Source organism: Streptomyces sp. NPDC015139, assembly GCF_043079785.1.
GTDB lineage: Bacteria > Actinomycetota > Actinomycetes > Streptomycetales > Streptomycetaceae > Streptomyces > Streptomyces albidocamelliae.
Map to the genome: position 1 here is coordinate 425,299 of NZ_JBIBUW010000006.1, position 21,010 is coordinate 446,308.

Annotated in this window: 15 protein-coding genes; 11 read left to right on the forward strand and 4 right to left on the reverse strand. The window is 73.4% G+C overall.

Annotated elements, in window-relative coordinates; all coding sequences use genetic code 11:
- Positions 1-132: 132 nt before the first annotated feature.
- On the forward strand, positions 133-999 hold the full coding sequence (locus ACF08B_RS19520) for a hypothetical protein (RefSeq protein WP_392318477.1): 867 nt from the start codon (positions 133-135) through the stop codon (positions 997-999).
- A gap of 157 nt (positions 1,000-1,156) precedes the next feature.
- Here the strand turns inward: ACF08B_RS19520 and ACF08B_RS19525 are convergent, their stop codons facing one another.
- Positions 1,157-1,339 (reverse strand): hypothetical protein, encoded by a 183-nt coding sequence (locus ACF08B_RS19525; protein WP_073894937.1) that lies wholly within the window; start codon positions 1,337-1,339, stop codon positions 1,157-1,159.
- A gap of 247 nt (positions 1,340-1,586) precedes the next feature.
- On the opposite strand from ACF08B_RS19525, the gene ACF08B_RS19530 reads away from it, so the two are divergent.
- The 3 genes from ACF08B_RS19530 (at position 1,587) to ACF08B_RS19540 (ending at position 7,290) form a co-directional block, all read left to right on the forward strand.
- Entirely contained in the window at positions 1,587-4,493 is a 2,907-nt protein-coding gene (locus ACF08B_RS19530; protein WP_392318571.1) for an SNF2-related protein, read from the forward strand.
- Positions 4,490-5,797 (forward strand): SWF or SNF family helicase, encoded by a 1,308-nt coding sequence (locus ACF08B_RS19535; RefSeq protein ID WP_392318478.1) that lies wholly within the window; start codon positions 4,490-4,492, stop codon positions 5,795-5,797. The genes ACF08B_RS19530 and ACF08B_RS19535 overlap by 4 nt, the downstream gene beginning before the upstream one ends.
- A gap of 152 nt (positions 5,798-5,949) precedes the next feature.
- A complete protein-coding gene (locus tag ACF08B_RS19540) occupies positions 5,950-7,290 on the forward strand; it encodes an esterase-like activity of phytase family protein (protein WP_392318479.1) in 1,341 nt (446 codons plus the stop codon).
- Positions 7,291-7,419: 129 nt separating this feature from the next.
- On the opposite strand, the gene xylA is transcribed toward ACF08B_RS19540, so the two are convergent.
- On the reverse strand, positions 7,420-8,586 hold the full coding sequence (gene xylA, locus ACF08B_RS19545) for a xylose isomerase (RefSeq protein ID WP_392318480.1): 1,167 nt from the start codon (positions 8,584-8,586) through the stop codon (positions 7,420-7,422).
- A 119-nt stretch (positions 8,587-8,705) separates the two neighbouring features.
- Here xylA and xylB point away from each other — a divergent pair, with 119 nt between their 5' ends.
- The 6 genes from xylB to ACF08B_RS19575 all read left to right on the forward strand — a co-directional run bounded on the left by xylB (position 8,706) and on the right by ACF08B_RS19575 (position 16,751).
- On the forward strand, positions 8,706-10,187 hold the full coding sequence (xylB, locus tag ACF08B_RS19550; RefSeq protein WP_392318481.1) for a xylulokinase: 1,482 nt from the start codon (positions 8,706-8,708) through the stop codon (positions 10,185-10,187).
- 7 nt (positions 10,188-10,194) lie between these two features.
- Entirely contained in the window at positions 10,195-11,406 is a 1,212-nt protein-coding gene (locus ACF08B_RS19555) for an ROK family protein (RefSeq protein ID WP_392318482.1), read from the forward strand.
- An 897-nt stretch (positions 11,407-12,303) separates the two neighbouring features.
- Positions 12,304-12,909: an N-acetylmuramoyl-L-alanine amidase gene (locus ACF08B_RS19560; RefSeq protein WP_392318483.1), complete on the forward strand. Its 606-nt coding sequence runs from the start codon at positions 12,304-12,306 to the stop codon at positions 12,907-12,909.
- 89 nt (positions 12,910-12,998) lie between these two features.
- Positions 12,999-14,306 carry a GAF domain-containing protein gene (locus ACF08B_RS19565; protein WP_392318484.1) on the forward strand — a complete coding sequence of 436 codons (1,308 nt, stop codon included), beginning with the start codon at positions 12,999-13,001 and terminating at the stop codon, positions 14,304-14,306.
- A 55-nt stretch (positions 14,307-14,361) separates the two neighbouring features.
- Entirely contained in the window at positions 14,362-15,885 is a 1,524-nt protein-coding gene (locus tag ACF08B_RS19570; protein ID WP_392318485.1) for an aldehyde dehydrogenase family protein, read from the forward strand.
- Positions 15,886-16,112: 227 nt separating this feature from the next.
- Positions 16,113-16,751, forward strand: coding sequence for a DedA family protein (locus tag ACF08B_RS19575; protein WP_392318572.1), 639 nt, complete (start codon positions 16,113-16,115; stop codon positions 16,749-16,751).
- Positions 16,752-16,893: 142 nt separating this feature from the next.
- On the opposite strand, the gene ACF08B_RS19580 is transcribed toward ACF08B_RS19575, so the two are convergent.
- Both ACF08B_RS19580 and ACF08B_RS19585 read right to left on the reverse strand, forming a co-directional pair.
- A complete protein-coding gene (locus ACF08B_RS19580) occupies positions 16,894-18,573 on the reverse strand; it encodes an amidohydrolase (protein ID WP_392318486.1) in 1,680 nt (559 codons plus the stop codon).
- A gap of 258 nt (positions 18,574-18,831) precedes the next feature.
- Entirely contained in the window at positions 18,832-19,467 is a 636-nt protein-coding gene (locus tag ACF08B_RS19585) for a TetR/AcrR family transcriptional regulator (protein WP_093695590.1), read from the reverse strand.
- A gap of 90 nt (positions 19,468-19,557) precedes the next feature.
- Between ACF08B_RS19585 and ACF08B_RS19590 the strand changes: the two genes are divergently transcribed.
- Positions 19,558-21,009, forward strand: coding sequence for a purine-cytosine permease family protein (locus ACF08B_RS19590; RefSeq protein WP_392318487.1), 1,452 nt, complete (start codon positions 19,558-19,560; stop codon positions 21,007-21,009).
- Position 21,010 lies beyond the last annotated feature (1 nt).

Here is a 21,010-nt window from a genome sequence, read left to right on the forward strand (position 1 = left end):
GGACCTCCGTTACGGTCGTTTCGCCCCCGTCCAGGCGGAAACCTGCAGCTCCGAGCGGTGTGAGCAGTCGTGACAAGGGCCTTCTCCTCGCACTAGGGTGCGCGCCGACGGACGATTCATTGGGAGGCAGGGATGGCCGGGACGGACGAGGAGGCCGTCGCCGCCGCGGACGATGCGCTGTACGTGCTGACGGCGGTGCTGCTGACGCCGGCACAGTTTCCGAGCGTGCTGGGCGACGACTACCCGGAGGCGTGCGCGGCCCTGGGGCTGACGCCCCTCGCCGACGGGTACGGCCTGGTGCTGGGCCAGGACGGCGACGGCGCCCGCTGGACGGTCGTCATCGACGACGTCTCGCTGGTCGCCGTGGCGATCGCGTCCTGGGACTGCGGCATGGAGTACGACCTGTCGCCGGACGAACGCGCGGTCGTCACCGCCCTGCCGGGCTGGCCGCTGGCGGTCGCCGTGGCTGCGCCCGGCGTCCCCGCGCCCCACGACCCGCCGCCCGAGAGCGCGGACCGTCCCTCGCTGTGCCCGCCGGACACCACCGTCTGGGGACCCGCGCAGCGACGGCTCGGCGCCGACGAGATCGCGTTGCAGTGGGCCGCGTGGCGCGAGCAGATCAACGACGCCGAATTCGCCGTGCCGGGTGAGCCCGCACCGGAGGAACAGGCGGCCCCCGCGCAGCCGGCGGCGCCTTCGCCGGCGGCCGGGGAGGACGGGCCGAAGGCCGGGCACCGGGGGATCCGGCGGGTGCTCGCGGAGGTGCGCTCCTACGTCGACTCACCCCCGCCGCTCGGCCGGGTGCGCTCCTCGTTCGCCCCGGGCGACGCGCGTACGCTGCGCGCCGACGGCCCGGGCTGGTCGATGGTGGCTCGCACCGACGACATCGCCTTCGTCCTCCTCGACGAGGAACCCGGCGAAGTCCTTCCGGTCGGGCGCGGCCCCGAGCTGCCCGGGCTGCTGGAGGCACTCGACAAGATGGCCGTACGGCCCATGTGAACCGAGCCCCGCGTGAGCCGACGGAGGCGAAGCGTCCGTCGGCTCACGCGGGGAGTGTGCCCGGGCCCGAGGGCCCGGGCGGCTGCACGCGGGCGCGCCGGCGGGGCGCTCCAGTGGACCGACGGGCGGCGAACCGACGCGGCGGTCCGCCGGTGCCTCAGCGGCCGAGTTCCTTCCGGCCGACCCGGCGCAGCCTGCGCCGCTGCGAGGGATCCAGCGCCAGATAGGCGGCCACCGGAACCCCGACGACGATCAGGAACGATACCCACCAGGGCAGCCATATCAGCAGGATGAGCCCGACCGCCACACCACCCGCGGCGATCTTCGCGTTGTTGGACATGAGCGTCCCTCCTTCACGGCCACTGCCGCTCTCTGCTCTGAGAACGGCCTCCCGCTCCCCGCGGTTCCGGACGGCGACCCTGAGACCTCCCTGAGGCGTCCCCTAATGGGGCGCCGACTCCGCTCCGGACCCCTGAGTGGCCCAGGTCACCTCGCCGAGCCGTCGGGTACCCCTTGTCCGTGCTGTACCCTCGGCCACCCCGAGTCAAGTAGTCAAATTTGAGGAGTGCAGCAGAGCTGTGCGGAGAATCTCCACGGCACCATCCTCCGAACCGACCCCACTGACCCGACTGGCCCACTGTCGCGCCCTGTTCCTGCCCTCCGACCCCGCTCGTACCGGCCGGCTCGCCTTCTGGCAGGAGGACGGCGAAGCACTCCCCGCCGTCCCGGCTGCCGCCCTGACAGACCTGGACGTCGTAGTGCCCTCGGCGGGTGGCGGCGTCGAGCAGATCCGTACGCGCGCGATCCTGTTGCCCGTGAGCGACGCGCTGCCGCTGCTCACCCGCGCGCGTGAGCTGCCGGGCGGGCACCGGTCCCTCGCCTTCTGGAGCGCGGCCCGGCTGCTGGCCCTGCACTTCCTCGCGCGCGGCCTGCTCCTGCCCGGTCTCTCCTCCGGCGAACACGAGGCCTGGCGGATCGGGCCGTTGTCGGCGCGCGACGCGGAACTGGTCCGGGAACTCGCCGCCGCCATGCCCCCGGAGGCGCATGCCGTGCCTCTCCCGTCCGAAGGCCCGCTCCGGCTTCCGGATCCCGAGCGGCTGCTGCGCGCCTTTCTGGACGCGGTCGCCGACGCGCTGCCCCGCTCCCCGGCCGCGCCCACGGTGACCGGCGGCCCCGCGTACGCGGCGCCCGAACCGCAGCGGCTGCCCGCGCTGCGCGCGTGGGCGGACGGCATCGCCGCCGCCCACGACGCGGGAGTGCGGCTGTCACTGCGGGTCGAGGCGGCCGGCCTCGACGACGCGGCAGGGCAGGACGACGCCCGGGTCCGCTTCCGCGCGGTGCTGCAGGTGCACGGCACCAGCGGGACGGCGGACGTCGTGGACGCCGCCGTCCTGTGGACCGGCACCGCTTCACCCGACGCCGAGGTCCCGCACGACGGATCCGCTTCCCCGGACGCGTTCGCTCCCCGCGCGCGTGCGGACGCGCTGCTGGCGCTGCGCCGGGCCGCCCGCGCCTGGCCGCCCCTGACACCGCTGCTCTCCGCCGCCATCCCCGATGCGGTGGACCTCGCCGAGGACGAGATCACCGAACTCCTGGGCGCCGGCGCGTCGGCGCTGGCCTCGGTGGGTATCGACGTGCACTGGCCGAAGGAGCTGGCACACGGGCTCACCGTCCACGCCACGGTCGGACCGCCCGACGACGCTCCCCCTTCGGGGAACACCGCGGCGCCGCAATCGTTCGTCGCGGCCGACGGCAGGGTCGCGTTCAACTGGGCGTTCACGCTGGACGGGCGGGAGCTGTCCCGCGAGGAACTGGACCGGCTCGCCGAGGCCAAGCGTCCCCTGGTGCGGCTGCGGGACGGATGGGTGCTGGTCGACCCCCGCCAGGTTCGGCACGCCCGCACGCTCGAGGACCGCTCCCTCGCTCCCGTGGAAGCGCTGGCGGCCGCGCTGACGGGCTCGGCGCGGATCGACGGCCACGAGGTCGACGTGCGGCCCACCGGATGGCTGGACGGGCTCAAGGAGCGGCTGGAGGGCACCGGGACCGGAACCACAGCCGTTGGGCAGCCTCACGGCCTGGCCGCCCGGTTGCGGGACTACCAGGTGCGCGGCCTCGACTGGCTGGCCCGTACCACCTCCCTCGGGCTGGGCTGCTGCCTCGCCGACGACATGGGTCTCGGCAAGACGATCACGCTGATCGCGCTGCATCTGCACCGGCAGACGGACAGCTCGACGGCCGGTCCCACGCTCGTCGTCTGTCCGGCGTCCCTGCTGGGCAACTGGCAGCGGGAGATCGAGCGTTTCGCCCCCGGCGTGCCGGTGCGCAGGTTCCACGGCCCCGCGCGCGACCTCGGCTCCGTGGCGGCCGGAGAGTTCGTGCTGACCACGTACGGCACGATGCGGCTGGACGCCGAACGGCTCGGGGACATCCCCTGGGGCATGGTGGTGGCCGACGAGGCTCAGCACGTGAAGAACCCGTACTCGGCGACCGCGCGGGCGCTGCGCTCCATCGGCGCACGCGCGCGTATCGCGCTCACCGGCACTCCGGTGGAGAACAACCTCACCGAGCTGTGGGCCATTCTCGACTGGACGACACCCGGCCTGCTCGGCAGCCTGGGCGCCTTCCGCACGCGGTACGCGCAACCGGTCGAGACCGGCCGGGACCCCTCCGCCGCCGATCGGCTCGGGCGCCTCGTCCGGCCGTTCCTGCTGCGCCGGCGCAAGTCGGACCCCGGTATCGCCCCCGAGCTGCCTCCGAAGACGGAGACGGATCACCCGGTGGCCCTGACCGGTGAACAGGCGGGCCTGTACGAGGCGTTGGTCCGTGAGACGCTGGCACGCATCGCGGCCGCGGACGACATGGCCCGCCGAGGCCTCATCGTCCAGTTGCTGACCGGCCTGAAGCAGATCTGCAACCACCCGGCCCAGTTCCTCAAGGAGGACCACTCACCGCGGCTCACCGGGCGTTCGGGAAAGCTGGAGCTGCTGGACGAACTGCTCGACACGATCCTCGCGGAGGGCTCGGGCATGCTCGTCTTCACGCAGTACGTGCGCATGGGCCGCCTCCTCGAACAGCACTTGTCCGCCCGCGGCGTGCCCTCGCTCTTCCTGCACGGCGGCACACCGGTCCCCGCGCGCGAGGAGATGGTGCGGCGCTTCCAGGACGGGGAGGTCCCGGTGTTCCTACTGTCACTCAAGGCCGCCGGGACGGGGCTGAACCTGACCCGCGCCGAGCATGTCGTGCACTACGACCGCTGGTGGAACCCGGCGGTCGAGGCACAGGCCACCGACCGGGCGTACCGCATCGGGCAGACCCGTCCCGTGCAGGTGCACCGGCTGATCGCCGAGGGGACCCTGGAGGACCGCATCGCGGAGATGCTCGGCCGGAAGCGGGAGCTGGCCGACGCCGTGCTCGGCACCGGCGAGGCCGCGCTCACCGAACTGACGGACGCGGACCTGGCCGCGCTGGTGGAACTGCGCGGGGAGGCGCGATGAGCCGTTACGACGACGAACACGACGACGACCTGGTGCGCACGTTCGCCCCGGCGCCACCCGCACGCGGACAGGCTTTCACGCGGACGTGGTGGGGGCAGGCCTGGCTGCGGGCGCTGGAGGACGCGGCCATGGACCGGGCGGCCGTCAAGGCGGGGCGCCGGCTCGCGCGCGCGGGCGGGGTGGGCGCGGTGACCGTGCGGCCCGGCCGGGTGACCGCCGTCGTCCATGCCCCGGGAGGTGCGGCACACCGGGCCGACGTGCTGGTGCCTGAGTTGTCCGCCGAGGAGTGGGGACGGTTTCTGGACCTGGCGGTGGAGCAGGCCGGGCACATGGCCGCGCTCCTCGACCGGGAGCTGCCGCCGCATTTGATCGAGGACGCGGCCGCGCACGGGATCGATCTCCTGCCGGGCCTCGGTGAGCTGGATCCGGAGTGCGAGTGCGGCACCTGGGACCACTGCGGGCACACGGCCGCGCTCTGCCACCAGGTGGCACGGCTGCTGGACGAGGATCCGTTTCTGCTGCTGTTGCTGCGCGGACGCGCGAAGGACACCTTCCTCGCGGAACTGCACGTGCGCGGCACGGCATCGCGGGCGGTGCCGCACGAGCCGGGCGCCGAGGGCGTCGACGCCGCGGAGGCGTGGGCGGCCGCGGACATCCTGCCCCGGCTCCCCGGGCTGCCCGCACTGCCACCGGCACCGGGAACGCCACCGCCCTTGGACGCTGCGCCGGAACCGGTCCCCGGTATCGAGCCGGCGGCGCTGGAACACCTGGCGGGCCGCACCGCCGTCGAGGCCTTCCGGCTGCTCGCGCGGGACTTGTCGGCCGGCCCGGGGCCGGGCGCCGGGACGACGGCCGCTCAGGACGCCGTACAGCTACGCCTGACGGCCGCTCAGGACGCCGTACGGCTGGCCTGCGGCACGCCGCCCGAGGCCGTGGCCGAGCGGCTCTCCACGGAGTCGGGGCGGGACCGCGAGGGCCTCGCGGACGCCGTCCGTGCCTGGCAGGCCGGAGGCGCGCCCTGCCTGGCCGTACTCGACGAGGAATGGGCGGTGGACGGCGTGGCGCTGGCACGCGCGTGTGCCGGCCTGGAAGCGGCCTGGGAGCAGGACGAACGGCCACCACTGCACAGGAGCGGCAACCGGTGGACCCTGCCGGAGGAAGGAGTTCAGCTACGGCTCGGCAGGGACGGCCGCTGGTGGCCGTACCGCGACGAGGACGGCCGTTGGGTCCCGGCGGGCGGAGCGGACCGTGATCCCGCGACGGTCCTGGCATCGGCTCGGCCGGGCGGTCCGGACGGCTCCTGACACCAGGTCAGCACCTGTCCTGTGCGTGGTCGTTGTCGGATCCGCACGATCCGATGAGCGGCGGACGCCCGCCGTTCACGTGGCGGTCGTGCGGCGTTCCACCCGGGGCCCAAATCTGGCGGCTGTCAGCGAACCCGCCTTCAGGAGGCCCGATGTCCCCGCATACCGCCGGCCGAGGCCGCGTACACCGTTCCCTCGTCACGGGCCTGCCCGTCGCCCTGGCGGCTGCCCTCGTGGCCGCCGGGACGGCCACGGCGGCGCCGTCCGGGGACGCGCGCGTCGTCCGTACGGCGACGCTCGGGGAGATCCCGCTCGGCGCGTTCAGCAACGCGCTGCTGCCCGGCACTGTGGGCGACGACCGCGGGGTGAAGCTGGGCGGCATCGGGAGTGACGTCTATCCGGCCGGCCGCGAGGGCGAGTACTGGACGGTGACCGACCGCGGCCCCAACGGTCAGATCAAGGTGGACGGCAAGAAGCGCCGCACGTTCCCGGTGCCGGGCTTCGACCCGGCCATCGTGAAGGTCCGGGTCTGCGGAGACACCGTCGAGGTCATCGACGCGATACCGCTGACCACCTCCTCCGGGAAGGCCGTGACCGGGCTGCCCAACCAGCAGAGCCGCGACGAGGCGCCGTACACCTACGACGCCGGGACGCCGCTGTCGTACGACCCGAACGGTCTGGACACCGAGGGCATCGTGCGAGCGGCGGACGGCAGCTTCTGGCTCGTCGACGAGTACGGCCCCTCGCTCGTGCACGTCTCCGCGCGCGGGAAGGTGCTCACCCGCTACGTGCCCGAGGGGCTGCACCTCACGGGCACCGACTACCCGGTGGTGGAGGCGCTGCCGTCGATCCTGCTCCACCGCAAGATCAACCGCGGTTTCGAGGGGCTGGCCCAGCTTCCCGGCGGTGATCTGGTGCTGGCTCTGCAGAGCCCCCTCCCGCTGCCGGACGCGGACGCCGGGGACGCCTCGCGCACCACCCGTCTGCTGCGCTTCTCGCCCAGGAAGAAGGCGGTCACCGCCGAGTACGCCTACCGGTTCGACCCGGTGAACGTGGTCGACCCGAGCGAGGACGACACGTCCGAGCTGAAGATCTCCTCCGTGGTGGCGGTGGGCGGCAACCGGCTTCTCGTCGAGGAGCGCACCGACAAGGCGGCGCGGCTGCAGCTGGTCGAGCTGAGCCGCAGGTCGGACATCCTCGGTGACTCCTGGGACGACGACACGACGTCCCCGTCGCTCGAGCAGCTGGACGACCCGGCGGCTCAGGGTGTGCCCGTCCTCGCCAAGCGTCTGGTGGTGGACCTGGGCAAGGTCGCCGGGGTGCCGGGGAAGATCGAGGGCATCGCGCGCGTGGACCGCGACACGCTCGCTCTCGTCAACGACAACGACTTCGGGATGACCGACGGCGCGGGCGCGTTCGACGCCCAGGGCCGCCTGGTCGACAGCGGCATCCGGACGACCGTGACCTACGTGCGGCTACCCAAGGGGCTGTGACGCGAGCCTGACCACAGGGCGAGCCGCCCGGCCCGCAGCAGCAGGGGGCCGGGCGGCAGGCCGATGGGGCGGGGAGAGCGGCACACTTGTGCCGCTCTCCCCGCCCCTTCACGCACGCGCGCGTGGTGATCAGCCGCGCGCGCCGAGCAGGTGGTCCATCGCGAGCTGGTCGAGGCGCTCGAAGGCCATGCCCCGCGCCGCGGCCGCCTCGACGTCGAAGTCCTCGAAGGCCGCGCGGTCGGCGAGCAGGGCCTGCAGGCCGTCGGCGGCGGTCGGCCGGGCGAGTTCGTCCAGGCGCGCGGCGCGCAGCGCCTCCTGCACCTCGGGGTCCGCGCGGAAGGCGGCCGCACGCTCCTTGAGGATCAGGTAGTTGCGCATGCAGCCCGCCGCCGAGGCCCACACGCCGTCGAGGTCCTCGGTCCGCGGCGGCTTGAAGTCGAAGTGCCGGGGTCCCGCGTAGCCGGCGCTCTCCAGGAGGTCGACGAGCCAGAAGGCGGCGCGCAGGTCGCCGGCGCCGAAGCGCAGGTCCTGGTCGTACTTGATGCCGGACTGGCCGTTGAGGTCGATGTGGAAGAGCTTGTCCGCCCACAGGGCCTGCGCGATGCCGTGCGGGAAGTTCAGGCCGGCCATCTGCTCGTGGCCGACCTCCGGGTTGACGCCGTACAGCTCGGGGCGCTCCAGGCGCTCGATGAAGGCCAGGGCGTGGCCGACGGTGGGCAGCAGGATGTCGCCGCGCGGCTCGTTCGGCTTCGGCTCGATGGCGAAGCGGAGGTCGTAGCCCTGCTCGGTGACGTACTCGCCGAGCAGGTCGAAGGCCTCCTTCATGCGGTCCAGGGCCGCACGCACGTCCTTGGCCGCGCCCGACTCGGCGCCCTCGCGGCCGCCCCAGGCGACGTAGGTGCTCGCGCCCAGCTCGGCGGCCAGGTCGATGTTGCGGATCGTCTTGCGCAGGGCGTACCGGCGCACGTCACGGTCGTTGGCGGTGAACGCGCCGTCCTTGAAGACCGGATGCGTGAACAGGTTCGTGGTGGCCATCGGAACGGTCATGCCGGTCGCGTCCAGAGCCTGCCGGAACCGCTTGACGTGCGACTCGCGCTCGGCCTCGGAGGATCCGAAGGGGATCAGGTCGTCGTCGTGGAAGGTCACTCCGTGGGCGCCCAGCTCCGCCAGGCGCCGCACCGTCTCGACCGGGTCGAGGGCGCGGCGGGTGGCGTCGCCGAACGGGTCCCTCCCCTGCCAGCCGACGGTCCACAGACCGAAGGTGAACCTGTCCTCGGGGGTGGGCTGATAGCTCATCGCCTCGGCTCCTTGCTGCTAGAACTATTTCGTCATGGCCGTTTACAAATTAGTATGCGGGCGCAGTGCGGGAAGACACAAGATGCGTATCCCGCAGAGCCGCGAAAGAGGAGAGCCCGATGTCAGCAGCCGAGGGTCCGCTCGTCGTCGGCGTGGACACATCCACCCAGTCCACGAAGGCGCTGGTCGTCGACGCGGCCACCGGGCAGGTGGTGGCGAGCGGTCAGGCGCCGCACACCGTGTCCTCCGGCGCCGGACGGGAGAGCGATCCGCGCCAGTGGTGGGGCGCCCTCCGCGAGGCGTTGCACCAGTGCGGCGACGCGGCGCACGAGGCGGCGGCGGTGTCCGTCGGCGGCCAGCAGCACGGCCTGGTCACCCTGGACGAGCACGGCGACCCGGTGCGTCCGGCGCTGCTGTGGAACGACGTCCGCTCGGCACCGCAGGCCCGCCGGCTGGTGGAGGAGCTGGGCGGCCCGAAGGCCTGGGCCGAGCGCACCGGCAGCGTGCCGGGAGCGTCGTTCACGGTCACGAAGTGGGCCTGGCTGGCCGAACATGAGCCGGAGGCGGTACGCGCGACGAGGGCGGTACGACTCCCCCACGACTATCTGACCGAGCGCCTGACCGGGCTGGGCACCACCGACCGCGGTGACGTCTCCGGCACGGGCTGGTGGGCTTCGGGCACGGAGGAGTACGACGAGGAAACCCTCGCTCATGTGGGTCTGGACCCGGCGCTGCTGCCGCGCGTGGTGCGTCCGGGCGAGGTGGTCGGCACCGTACGCGACACGCATGACCTGCCGTTCTCCAAGGGCACGCTGGTGGCGCCCGGCACCGGCGACAACGCCGCGGCGGCACTGGGTCTCGGTCTGCGGCCGGGGACGGCGGTGCTCAGTCTCGGCACGTCCGGCACGGTGTACGCGGTCTCCCGGCACCGTCCGGGCGACCCGACCGGGACAGTGGCGGGCTTCGCCGACGCGCGCGGGGACTGGCTGCCGCTGGCCTGCACGCTGAACTGCACGCTCGCCGTGGACCGCGTCGCGGCCCTGCTGGGGCTGGACCGGGAGGCCGTGGAGCCGGGGGGTTCGGTGACCCTGCTGCCGTACCTGGACGGCGAGCGGACCCCGAACCTGCCGAACGCCTCCGGCCTGCTGCACGGGCTGCGCCACGACACGAGCGCCGGCCAACTGCTGCAGGCCGCGTACGACGGCGCGGTGCACGCGCTGCTCGGGGCCCTGGACCTGGTTCTGGACGAGGACGCCGACCGCGGCACCCCGCTGCTGCTGATCGGTGGCGGTGCCCGGGGCACGGCCTGGCAGCAGACCGTACGCCGCCTGTCGGGGCGGCCCGTGCAGGTCCCGGAGGCCAGGGAACTGGTCGCCCTGGGGGCCGCGGCACAGGCGGCGGGGCTGCTCACCGGCGAGGACCCCGCGGCCGTGGCCCGCCGGTGGAACACGGCCGCCGGACCGGTCCTGGAGGCCGTGGAGCAGGACGCGGAGACGCTGGAGCGGATCACCGGGGTACTCTCCGACGCATCCCCGCTGCTGGAGCGGGGGACCGAAGCCCGGCCCCGCACACAGGGCCGAGCGGCAGACACCGAGGATTGACGCAGGCATGACCACGCCGCCCCACGAGGGCCGCCCCGCGGGCAGCGGCCGTGCCCTGCCGGACACCCAGCAGGGGATGCGCCGGCGCAACCTCGCCCGGGTGATGCATGCCGTCAGCGCCCAGGGACCGCTCTCGCGGGCGGCGGTCGCCTCGCACATCGGCCTGACCAGGGCGGCGGTGTCGACCCTGGTGGACGACCTGATCCGCTGGGGACTGCTGGAGGAACTGGGGCCCGAACGCCCGGGCCGGGTGGGCCGGCCCGGTTCGGCACTCGCGGTGAGCGGCCGAGGTCCGGCCGGGATCGGGGCGGAGATAGGCGTCGATCACCTGGCGGTGTGCGCGGTGGACCTGCGTGGCACGGTCCGCGCGCGGGGCGTGCGGTACGGCGCCAACCGGGGCCGTCGGCCCGGTCCGGTGATCGAGGAGCTGACGGATCTGGTCCGCGAGGTGGTCGCGGACGCCGAGCGGGAGGACCTCCGGCCCGCCGGGCTCGCCGTCGCCGTCCCCGGGCTGGTGGCGCGGGACGGACGGACGGTCGTGCGCGCCCCGAACCTGGACTGGCACGACACCGACCTCGGCGCCCTGCTGCCCGCGGCAGGACCGCTGACCGTCGACAACGAGGCGAACTTCGGCGCCCTCGCGGAACTGTGGCTCGGCGAGGGTGTCGCCTCCCAGGACTTCCTGCACGTGTCGGCCGAGATCGGCATCGGTGCCGCCGTGGTCGTGGACGGCGGGTTGCTGCGCGGCACCCGGGGGTTCGCGGGCGAGCTGGGCCATGTGCCCGTGCGGCCGGACGGGCCGCCCTGCCCCTGCGGAGGCCGCGGATGCCTGGAGCAGTACGCGGGCGAGGAGGCCGTGCTGCGCGCGGCCGGACTGGAACCGGGCGAGGACCTGGTCGGGCTGCTCGCGGAGCGGGCCGCGGCGGGCGACGAGCGCGTTCGGGAGGCTCTGCGGGACGCCGGAACGGCACTCGGCGTAGCCCTGACCGGGGCGGTGAATCTGCTCGACCCCGAGACGGTGGTCCTGGGCGGCGCCCTGGCCGGTCTCTCGCCGTGGCTGCTGCCGTCGCTGGAGAGCGAGCTGGCCGACCGCACGGCGGGCCCCGCCTGCCCCGTGGCCGTGTCCCGGCTGGGCTCGGAGGGTCCGTTGCTGGGCGCCGCGCACTCCGTCGTCCGGGCGGTACTGGACGACCCGGCGGCGGTGGCGGAACGGTCCTGAGGTCGATCGCCCGACGACCGCGGGCCCCACGGCTCCCTGCCCCGGAACCGCCGTGAAGCCGCTGGGAGGGCGGTTCCGTCGTGAACCGCCCGGCGCGCCTGACGTAACGTCACTGCATGCGGTGATGCTCCGTCAATACTGTTATCGAAGCCTCCGATTGACCCGAACGGGTGGCCGAGTTGTCCACAGGTGGCGCGTTGTCCACGGAACCGCGCCGCCTTCTTCTGCCCAACCCGGCGGCGCCGTACCGTGATTCGCACGAGCCGCACCTGCCGGGCCGTCACAGCCGCAGGACGCTCGCGGACACCGAGAGGAAACACCGGCGACGGACGACGGCGCGCACACGGATCGGGGGACACATGTACGGAGAGACGACCGGGACACGGCGGCGCGAGGCCGTGGGCCCGGACCGCTCCATGGCACTTCGCGCGTCGCACGAGGTGAATCGGCGGGGAGTCACCCGGCCCCTCCCGGCCGGGTGCGCACGCCCGCCGGCGCACGGGTTCCGCATATCGCGGTCCGCCCCGGCGCGGTGACCGGTGCGCGAGCACGGACTCCGTGAGCCGGGGGCATGTCGATGCGCGGCGCGAGCACCGCGCGGCTGACGCCTCCCCGCCACCGCCCGAAGCCCCCTTGACCGCCCGAAGCCCCCTTGACCACCCGAAGCCCTCTCGACCGCCCGAGGCGATCCACGGACGGCCCACCCGTGGCACTGCCCGGACGACCCAGCCCTGGCACTCCCCCGGCAGCCCTCCCTCCTGGCACTCCCCCGGCGTTCCCCTTGGCACACCCCCGGCAGAACGCCCCAGACGGCACCCCTGACCGTCCGCAGCACTCCCTGAGCACCGGCGGCCCCCACCTCTCGCCGGTCCACCCCGACTTCCGAAAGGCCCCACCATGGACATGGAGCGACCGAATCGGCGTCTGAGCAGGCGGCGGTTCCTCAAGGGCGCGGCGCTGTCCGCCGTCCCCTACGCACTGCTCCCCGACCCACGTGCCGACGCGCAGACCCAGGTCGTGGACTACCCGTCCGCCGAGTGGCACGCGGCGAGCACCTCCAACTACACGCCGTCCGAACGCCCCGGCAGCTACGCCATCGACCGCGTGGTCATCCACGTCACGCAGGAGACGTACGCCGACACCCTGTCGATCTTCCGGAACCCGCAGAAGAAGGTGTCCGCGCACTACCTGGTCCGGTCGTCGGACGGACGCGTCGCGCAGTGCGTGCACGAGGCGGACATCGCCTGGCACGCGGGCAACTGGGACTACAACACCCGCAGCATCGGCATCGAGCACGAGGGCTGGGTGGACCGGCCCGAGTACTTCACCGATGCCCTCTACGCGCAGTCCGCGAAGCTCACCGCGGCGATCTGCGAGACGCACGGCATCCCCAAGGACAGGGAACACATCATCGGCCACTACCAGGTGCCGGGTACCGACCACACCGATCCCGGCCCTTCCTGGGACTGGGTGCGGTACATCAGAATGGTCAATTTCGCCTAGCGCACGTCCTGCCTGTTGTCCGCGCGAACACGGTGCGTGACGATGGCCCCAGCCGCAGTACCGCTCTTCGACCGTCCGGGGAGGCCGAGTTGACCGATGCGTGGGTGGCCCTGGAACCGGGGGCCGACCCCGCCGAACGTGTCCGTGTGCTGCGCCGTGCGCACGAGACGTTCACCACGGCGGGCACGGTCGCGCGGCCGGTGCGGTCGGTGGTCGCGGAGTCCTGGCGGCGCAGCGCACGCGCCGGCGTCGGACCGGACGGCGCGGCCAGCGTGGAGCTGACCGACGGGGACCTGGGCGCCTACCGGGCGGAGCATCCGCTGGCCCGGGTGATGCCCCTCTTCCGGGAGCTGCTGGGCACGTTCGCCGCGGACGGCGAGCATCTGCTGGCGGTGTGCGACGCGCACGGCAGGCTGCTGTGGGTCGAGGGGCACCGGGCGACCCGGCGCAGGGCGGACGGGATGAACTTCGTGCCGGGGGCACGCTGGTCCGAGACCGCGGTCGGCACCAACGCGCCGGGCACCGCGGTGGCCGTGGACCGGCCGGTACAGGTGTTCGCCGCGGAGCACTTCATACGCAGGGTGCAGCCGTGGACGTGCGCTGCGGCGCCGGTGCACGATCCGCGCACCGGCCGGGTGCTGGGCGCTGTGGACATCACGGGCGGAGACGGGCTCGCGCATCCGCACAGCCTCGGCTTCGTGCAGGCGGTGGCCCGGGCCGCCGAGGCGCAGCTCGCGCTGCTGACGCCACCGCGGCCCGCTGAGGACACGCCACTGCTCGGCGCGTTGGGCCGGGACGAGGCCGAACTGGTTCTGGACGGACGGCGGATCAGACTGAGCCGCAGGCACAGCGAGATCATGGTGCTGCTGTCCCGGCATCCGGAAGGGCTGAGCGGTGACGAGCTGCTCTGCGCCCTCTACGCGGACGAGTCGGTGACCCCGGTGACCATCCGCGCAGAACTGGCGCGGCTGCGCCGGTTGCTGGGCCCGGGTCTGCTCGCCTCGCGGCCGTACCGGCTCACGGCGGCGGTGGAGTCGGACGCCACCGCGGTGGAGCGGCGGCTCGGGGCGGGGGCGGTCACGGCGGCGGCGGAGGCGTACAGCGGTCCGCTGCTGCCCGGCTCGCAGGCCCCGGCGATCGTGCGGCTGCGGGACCGGCTCGCCGACGGGCTGCGCACGGCCCTGGTGGCGCACGGTGACCCGGACCTGCTGGCGGACTGGGCCCACGCGCCGTGGGGCGAGGACGACGTCGAGGTGTGGCGGGCGCTGGCCGCGGTGCGTCCCACGGCTTCGGTGCGGGCGCGACTGGCCGCGCTGGAGGCGGAACTGACGGCCCCGGCCGGCAGGGTGGTGGCGCGGGCCATCGGCGCAACGTACTTGCAACGTCCGCCTGCCTAGCCTCGCGCCGAGAGCTGCCCAACGGCGGGCAGCGCTGCAAGGGAGGCAGACCAGCATGACTCGTTACGCGGCGCCGGGCACCGAGGGCGCGATCGTCTCCTACCAGGCGCGCTACGACCACTTCATCGGCGGTGAGTACGTGCCGCCGGCGCGGGGGCAGTACTTCGAGAATCCGTCGCCGGTCAACGGGCAGCCGTTCACGGAGATCGCGCGCGGCACCGCGGAGGACGTCGAGCGGGCACTGGACGCGGCGCACGAGGCCGCTCCCGGATGGGGCCGTACGTCGGTGACGGAGCGTTCCGACATCCTGCTGAAGATCGCCGACCGCATGGAGGCGAACCTGGAGCGCCTGGCGGTGGCCGAGAGCTGGGAGAACGGCAAGCCGGTGCGGGAGACGCTGGCGGCCGACATCCCGCTCGCGATCGACCACTTCCGCTACTTCGCGGGGGCGGTCCGGTCGCAGGAGGGCTCGCTCGGCGAGATCGACGACGACACGGTGGCGTACCACTTCCACGAGCCGCTGGGCGTGGTCGCGCAGATCATCCCGTGGAACTTCCCGATCCTGATGGCGGCCTGGAAGCTCGCGCCGGCGCTCGCCGCGGGCAACGCGGTCATCCTCAAGCCCGCCGAGCAGACCCCGGCCTCCATCCACTACTGGATGAGCCTCATCGCCGATCTGCTGCCGCTGGGCGTGCTCAACATCGTCAACGGTTTCGGCGCGGAGGCGGGCAAGCCGCTGGCGTCCAGCCCGCGGGTCGCGAAGATCGCGTTCACCGGGGAGACCACGACCGGGCGGCTGATCATGCAGTACGCCTCGGAGAACATCAAGCCGGTCACGCTGGAGCTCGGCGGCAAGTCGCCGAACATCTTCTTCGACGACGTGTGGGCGCACGACGACGACTTCCGGGACAAGGCGCTGGAAGGCTTCACGATGTTCGCGCTCAACCAGGGCGAGGTGTGCACCTGTCCGTCGCGGGCGCTGATCCAGCGCGGTCACTACTCGGAGTTCCTGGAGGCGGCGGTCGAACGGACCCGGCTGATCAAGACGGGGCACCCGCTCGACACCGACACGATGATCGGCGCCCAGGCCTCCAACGACCAGTTGGAGAAGATCCTCTCCTACCTGGACATCGGCCGCCAGGAGGGCGCCCGGGTGCTCACCGGCGGGGAGCGCATCGAGCACGACGGTGAGCTCAAGGGCGGGTACTACGTCCAGCCGACCATCTTCGAGGGCGACAACCGCATGCGCGTCTTCCAGGAGGAGATCTTCGGCCCGGTCGTCTCGGTGGCCGCCTTCGACGACTTCGACGACGCCATCAAGATCGCCAACGACACGCTGTACGGCCTCGGTGCGGGCGTGTGGACGCGGGACATCAACACCGCCTACCGCGCGGGCCGCTCGATCCAGGCGGGCCGCGTGTGGACCAACTGCTACCACGCCTACCCCGCGCACGCCGCCTTCGGCGGCTACAAGCAGTCCGGCATCGGCCGTGAGACCCACAAGATGATGCTGGACCACTACCAGCAGACCAAGAACCTCCTGGTGTCGTACTCGGCGAAGAGGCTCGGCTTCTTCTAGATCCGTCCGACGGACCTACGGACGGATTCGCAGCCGAACAACGAAAGGGCGTCCGACCGGGCCAGGTGCCCGGCGGGCGCCCTCTTCAGCCGGCGCGGAGCCTGAGGTGCTCCCGGAGCCTGAGGTGGCCCCGGAGCTTGAGGTGGCCGCCGCGAGCGCCTGCGCCGGGGTGACAGGAGATGCTGGGAGGGAGAGCGACCGACGAGGACGGCCTGGAGGCGATGGCGGTGACAGCCGTCAACCCGATGGACAGCGCCTCGGTGCTGGCTGCCTTCGGGGCGCTCGGGCTCCTCGTCGTGATCTTCGCCGAGTCGGGTCTGCTGGTCTTCGGCTTCTTCCTGCCCGGTGACACGCTGCTGTTCCCGGCCGGTGTGCTGTGCGCCGGCAGTGCTCAGCAGGACCCCGGGTTGGTGTTGTGGCAGGTCCTGCTGTGCGGGGCGGTCGGCGCGGTGGCCGGTGGCGAGGTGGGCTATCTGATCGGGAGCCACGGCGGGCGAAGGCTTCTGAGCCGCACGTCCAACCGGCGTGTGAAGGGCGCGGTGGCGCGGGCGGAGGACCTGCTCGCCCGCTACGGCTACGGCAAGGCGCTGGTGATCGGCCGGTTCGTGCCGCTGCTGCGGACGGTCCTGCACCCGGTCGCCGGTGCGCTCGGGGTGCCCAGGCGGCCCTTCACGGTCTGGCAGACCGTGGGCGGGGTGCTCTGGTCGCAGACCCTGATACTCGCCGGGTACACCCTGGGCGCCTCCTTCCCGCACCTCGACGAGTATCTGCTGCCGCTGGTCGTCGTGGTCGTCGCCCTGTCGATGCTGCCGCTGCTGATCGAGGCCGGGCGTGCCCGCCGCGAGCGCCGCCGCAGCCGGCCCTGACCGGGCCGGACGCTCAGGGGCGCCGCCCGCCGCCGGCCGAGCCGTGCGGTCGAAGGAGCCGGCTGGGACGACGGAGAGGACACCCGGCGGTCGCCGGAGCGCACAGCAGGGTGTCCTGTCGTGCCGTGCCCTCCGGCACCGGTCACAGATCCGCCGCCCGGTGGGTCGTCCGTCCTCCCACCACGGTGAGCAGGACGGGGAGCGCCGAGAGGTCGGTGTCGGGCACGGCGAGCGGGTCCTCGGCCAGGACCGTCAGATCGGCGCGCCGGCCGACGGAGAGCCGGCCGGCGTGGTCTTCCTCTCCTGCGGCCCAGGCGGCGTTGACCGTCATTCCCTGGAGCGCCTGGAGTGGCGTGAGGGCCTGGCCGGGGCCGTGCGGGGGCAGGGAGAGGTCGGCGGGGCGGCGGTGCCGGGCGCCGGCCATGACCTGGAGCGGCGGGTACGGCGCGATGGGCCAGTCCGATCCGAGGACGACCCGTGCGCCGGCTTCCCAGAGGTCACGGCAGCGGAACGCGCGATCGGCGCGCTCCTCGCCGAGTCGGCGCGACCAGTTGTCGGTGTGATCGGCGCGCGTGAACTCGCAGCAGTGGGTGGGCTGCATGGAGGCGGCGACGCCGAGCGGCGCGAACCGTCGCACGGTGTCGTCGGGGACGGTCTCGATGTGCTCGACACGGTGGCGTACCGGACCTGTCGCCGACCTCGGCGCCGGCCTTCGTACGGACCCCTTCGCCGGCTCCCGCACCGATCCCGGAGCCTCCGCCTGTGCCTTCTCGACGGAGTCGAGGACATGGCGTACCGCCGCGTCGCCGATCGCGTGGGTGGCCGTGGGCACGCCGGCGCGATGGAGAGCCGCGATCACGTCCGTGTAGCGCTGCGGGTCGGGCCAGTGGGCGGCGGCCGACTCACCATGGCAGTCGGGGCTCTCCAGCCAGGCGGTGCCGTTGTCGATGGTGCCGTCCATGAACAGCTTCACGCCGGCCACCTGCCACAACCTGCCACCGGTGCCCTGCGCCCGGACGAGACCGTCCACGGTGTCGTCGTCCGCGTCGGGCCGGCACCAGGGGGCGACGCGCAGCCGCAGGGGCATGGCGTCCTCGGCCTCCAGCGCGGCGTAGACGGCGAGGCTGCCCCCGTTCGCGTCCATGGCGTGGCCGCCGGTGAGTCCGGAGGCGGCCATGGCGCCCAGCACCCGTGCGGTCCGGGCGCGTATCTCGGCGTCGGTGGGCCGCGGGGCGACCGCCTCGACGAGTTCGCAGGCGGCGTCCTCCAGCAGCAGGCCCGTGGGCCGGCCGCCCGCGTCGCAGACGATCTCCGAGCCCTGGGCGAACGAGCGCGGTCCGTCGACGCCGGCCAGTTCCAGTGCCCGTTCACTGGCGATCAGCGAGTGGGCGTCGAACAGGTCGATGAGGGCGGGGATGCCGTCGAGGACGGGGGCGAGGGCCGCGTGGCCGACCGGGGCGATGCCGAAGGCGTTGGGGTCCAGGCCCCAGCCGCGCAGCCAGGCGCCGGGGCGCAGGCCCCGGGCGGCCTCGGCGAGCGCGGTCCGTACGGCGGGCAGGTCGCGGCAGGCGGACAGGTCGGCCCCCATGGTGCGTTCGGCGCCGGAGACCGGGTGGAGGTGCCCGTCGGTGAGGCCCGCCGTGACCACCGCTCCGCGCAGGTCCACGACCGTGCTGCCGGGGCCCACGAGGGCACGGGCCTCCCGGTCGTCACCGAGGAAGCTGATGCGCCCGTGCTCGGCCGCGAGCGCGGTGTGCGGGAGGAACCGGCCCGTACCGGAGTCGAGCAGCCGGGCGGAGAGGAGTACGAGGTCGGCGGGCACGAGGCTCCTTGGTGACGGGGGGGTGGAAACGGATGAAGCGGATGGGATGAGCAGGCCCGGTGGGCGTCGCGGAGTCACCGGAGCCGGTCGGGGTTCCGGGCGGATGACTCACGGGCCGGCCGTTCGAGGACGAGGACGGCCGGGAGACCGGCCCAGGGACGAACGGGACCGGCCGCACCCGGACCGGCTCGGGCAGGCCACCCGCCCGCGCGCTGTGCGAACCGGACGCGGACGATCCCGCCGAGACACCGGCAGCGCTCAGTCGTCACCCGGGTCGAGCGCGCCGCGCGTCAGCCCGAGTTCTCGTTCGGCGGTGGTGACGGCCATCCGCATGACCGCGGGCGGTCGCCGCGGCGTCGCCGTGTTGGCGTGCGCGCCGAGGCCGTCGAGGACCACCAGGATCTGGACGGTGGCCGTCAGGGAGTCGTCCGTGACGAACTCGCCCGCGGCCACGCCGTCCCGGATCAGTTCGTCGATCCGGTCGCGCCAGGCGGCCTCCTGCTGTTCCACCCGGTCGCGCAGCACGGGTCGGTACCGGCTGAGGTGGCGGGCGTTGATCCACAGCCGGCTGATGGCGTCGTACGCCTCTCCCGAGGTGCGGGCCAGGAAGCGGGACAGGTGCCGGGTGGGGCTGCCCTCGGGGCGGACGGCGGGCAGGAGACGGTCGAGTTCGCCGGTCGCGGCGCTGCCGAAGGCCTCCGCGACGAGGTCCTCGGCCGAGGGGAAGTAGTGGCTGATCAGACCGGGGCGCACGGCGAGTTCCTCGCCGATCCGGCGCAGGGTGACGCACTCCAGGCCCTCGGCCAGAGCGACGGCGGCGGCCGCGTCGACGATCTCCGCCCGCCGGGCGGCCGGGTCCTTGCGGATCCTCTTGCGCTGAACGCTTGACGACATGACGACGATGCTATTGAGTGTGCGACCAATAAGCAACTGGTCACGCGCTCAATAAGCGGCCAGGCCGACCCCACCGCCCCGGAGGGCCCCATGGCGTCCACGCTCCCCGACCCGCATCCCGATGCGCGGCGCACGGCCGCCGACGGGACCGCCGCCGCTCCCCCGGGCGCCGGGCGGACCGGTGGCGTCGAGGCCCACGGCATCGACCACATCCCGGACTCCGAACGCCGGGGCCGCCCCCGTGAGCTGTTCTCCGTGTGGGCCGCCGCCAACGTCAACTACCTGAGCCTGGTGGTGGGCGGCGCGCTGGTGCTGATGGGGCTGAGCCTGTGGCAGGCGCTGGTGGTGATCGTCGTCGGCAATCTGTTCTGGCTGCTCACCGGCCTGCTCGCGATCCCGGGGCCGGCGGCGGGCGCCCCCAGCGAGGTCATCACGCGGACGATGTACGGGGTGCGCGGGAACCGGGTGAACAACGCGGTGACCGGCTGGATGGTCTCCGTCTGCTACTTCGCGCTGAACCTGGCCGCCGCCGCGACCGCGGCCTTCTCCCTGGTGAGCCGGACCGGGTTGCCGGTGACCACCCCGGTGAAGGCGGCCGTCGTGGTGCTCATCGCCGCGGTCACGCTGGCGATCAGCGTCTACGGCCACTTGGCGATCGTCCGGCTCTACGTCCCGATCACCCTCGCCCTGACGGCCGTCTTCGCCGTGGTGGCCGTGGCGGTGGTCCGGCACGCCGACTTCGGCTACGTGCCGGACCGGCCGCTGACCGGCACGGATCTGTGGGCCACCGTCCTGGCGGGTGTCGCCCTCGTCGCCTCGGGCCCGCTGTCGTACACCACGAGCGCGGACTTCTCCCGCTACCTCCCCCGCACCACACCGGCGAAGGCCGTGGCCGGCTGGACGGCGCTCGGCGGCTTCCTGCCCGGCGTCCTGGTGTGCGGCCTCGGCGCGCTCGCCGCGACCACGGTCGACATGGGCGATCCCGAGTCCTCGCTGCAACGGCTGCTGCCCGGCTGGTTCCGGCCCGTGTTCCTGCTGGCCCTGGTCCTCGGCACCGTCGCCCTCAACGCGCTGACCGCCTACAGCGCCGGCCTCGCCCTCCAGGCCGTCGGCATCCGCATCCGGCGCTCGCTCAGCGTCCTCGTCGACGGTGCCGTGTCGGTCTCCCTCACCCTGTACGCGCTGCTCGTCTCCGACTTCCTCGACACGGTCGGGAACGTGCTCCAGCTGACCGTCGTGCTGCTCGGCCCCAGCACGGCGGTGTACGCCACCGACATCCTGCTGCGCCGCAACCGCTACGACGGCCCCGCCCTCGCCGACGAGACCCCCGCCGGCCCCTTCTGGTACACCGGCGGCGTCAACCGGTCCGGAGCGCTGGCCCTCGCGGCCGGCGTGGCGGCTTCCGCGGTCTGCGTCGACACCGTCTACACCGGCCCCGTGGCCGCGGCCCTGGGCGGCATCGATCTGGCCCTGCCGGCGGGCCTGCTCGTGGCCGCCGGCGTGTACGCGCCGCTGATGCGCCGCGGACGAGGACTAGGCTGAC

What these genes read in the sequence shown, in the direction of transcription:
- ACF08B_RS19520 (WP_392318477.1), top strand. Translation starts at nt 133, where the DNA reads ATGGCCGGGACGGACGAGGAGGCCGTCGCCGCCGCGGACGATGCGCTG.
- ACF08B_RS19525 (WP_073894937.1), bottom strand. Translation starts at nt 1,339, where the DNA reads ATGTCCAACAACGCGAAGATCGCCGCGGGTGGTGTGGCGGTCGGGCTC.
- ACF08B_RS19535 (WP_392318478.1), top strand. Translation starts at nt 4,490, where the DNA reads ATGAGCCGTTACGACGACGAACACGACGACGACCTGGTGCGCACGTTC.
- ACF08B_RS19540 (WP_392318479.1), top strand. Translation starts at nt 5,950, where the DNA reads ATGTCCCCGCATACCGCCGGCCGAGGCCGCGTACACCGTTCCCTCGTC.
- xylA (WP_392318480.1), bottom strand. Translation starts at nt 8,586, where the DNA reads ATGAGCTATCAGCCCACCCCCGAGGACAGGTTCACCTTCGGTCTGTGG.
- xylB (WP_392318481.1), top strand. Translation starts at nt 8,706, where the DNA reads ATGTCAGCAGCCGAGGGTCCGCTCGTCGTCGGCGTGGACACATCCACC.
- ACF08B_RS19555 (WP_392318482.1), top strand. Translation starts at nt 10,195, where the DNA reads ATGACCACGCCGCCCCACGAGGGCCGCCCCGCGGGCAGCGGCCGTGCC.
- ACF08B_RS19560 (WP_392318483.1), top strand. Translation starts at nt 12,304, where the DNA reads ATGGACATGGAGCGACCGAATCGGCGTCTGAGCAGGCGGCGGTTCCTC.
- ACF08B_RS19570 (WP_392318485.1), top strand. Translation starts at nt 14,362, where the DNA reads ATGACTCGTTACGCGGCGCCGGGCACCGAGGGCGCGATCGTCTCCTAC.
- ACF08B_RS19585 (WP_093695590.1), bottom strand. Translation starts at nt 19,467, where the DNA reads ATGTCGTCAAGCGTTCAGCGCAAGAGGATCCGCAAGGACCCGGCCGCC.
- ACF08B_RS19590 (WP_392318487.1), top strand. Translation starts at nt 19,558, where the DNA reads ATGGCGTCCACGCTCCCCGACCCGCATCCCGATGCGCGGCGCACGGCC.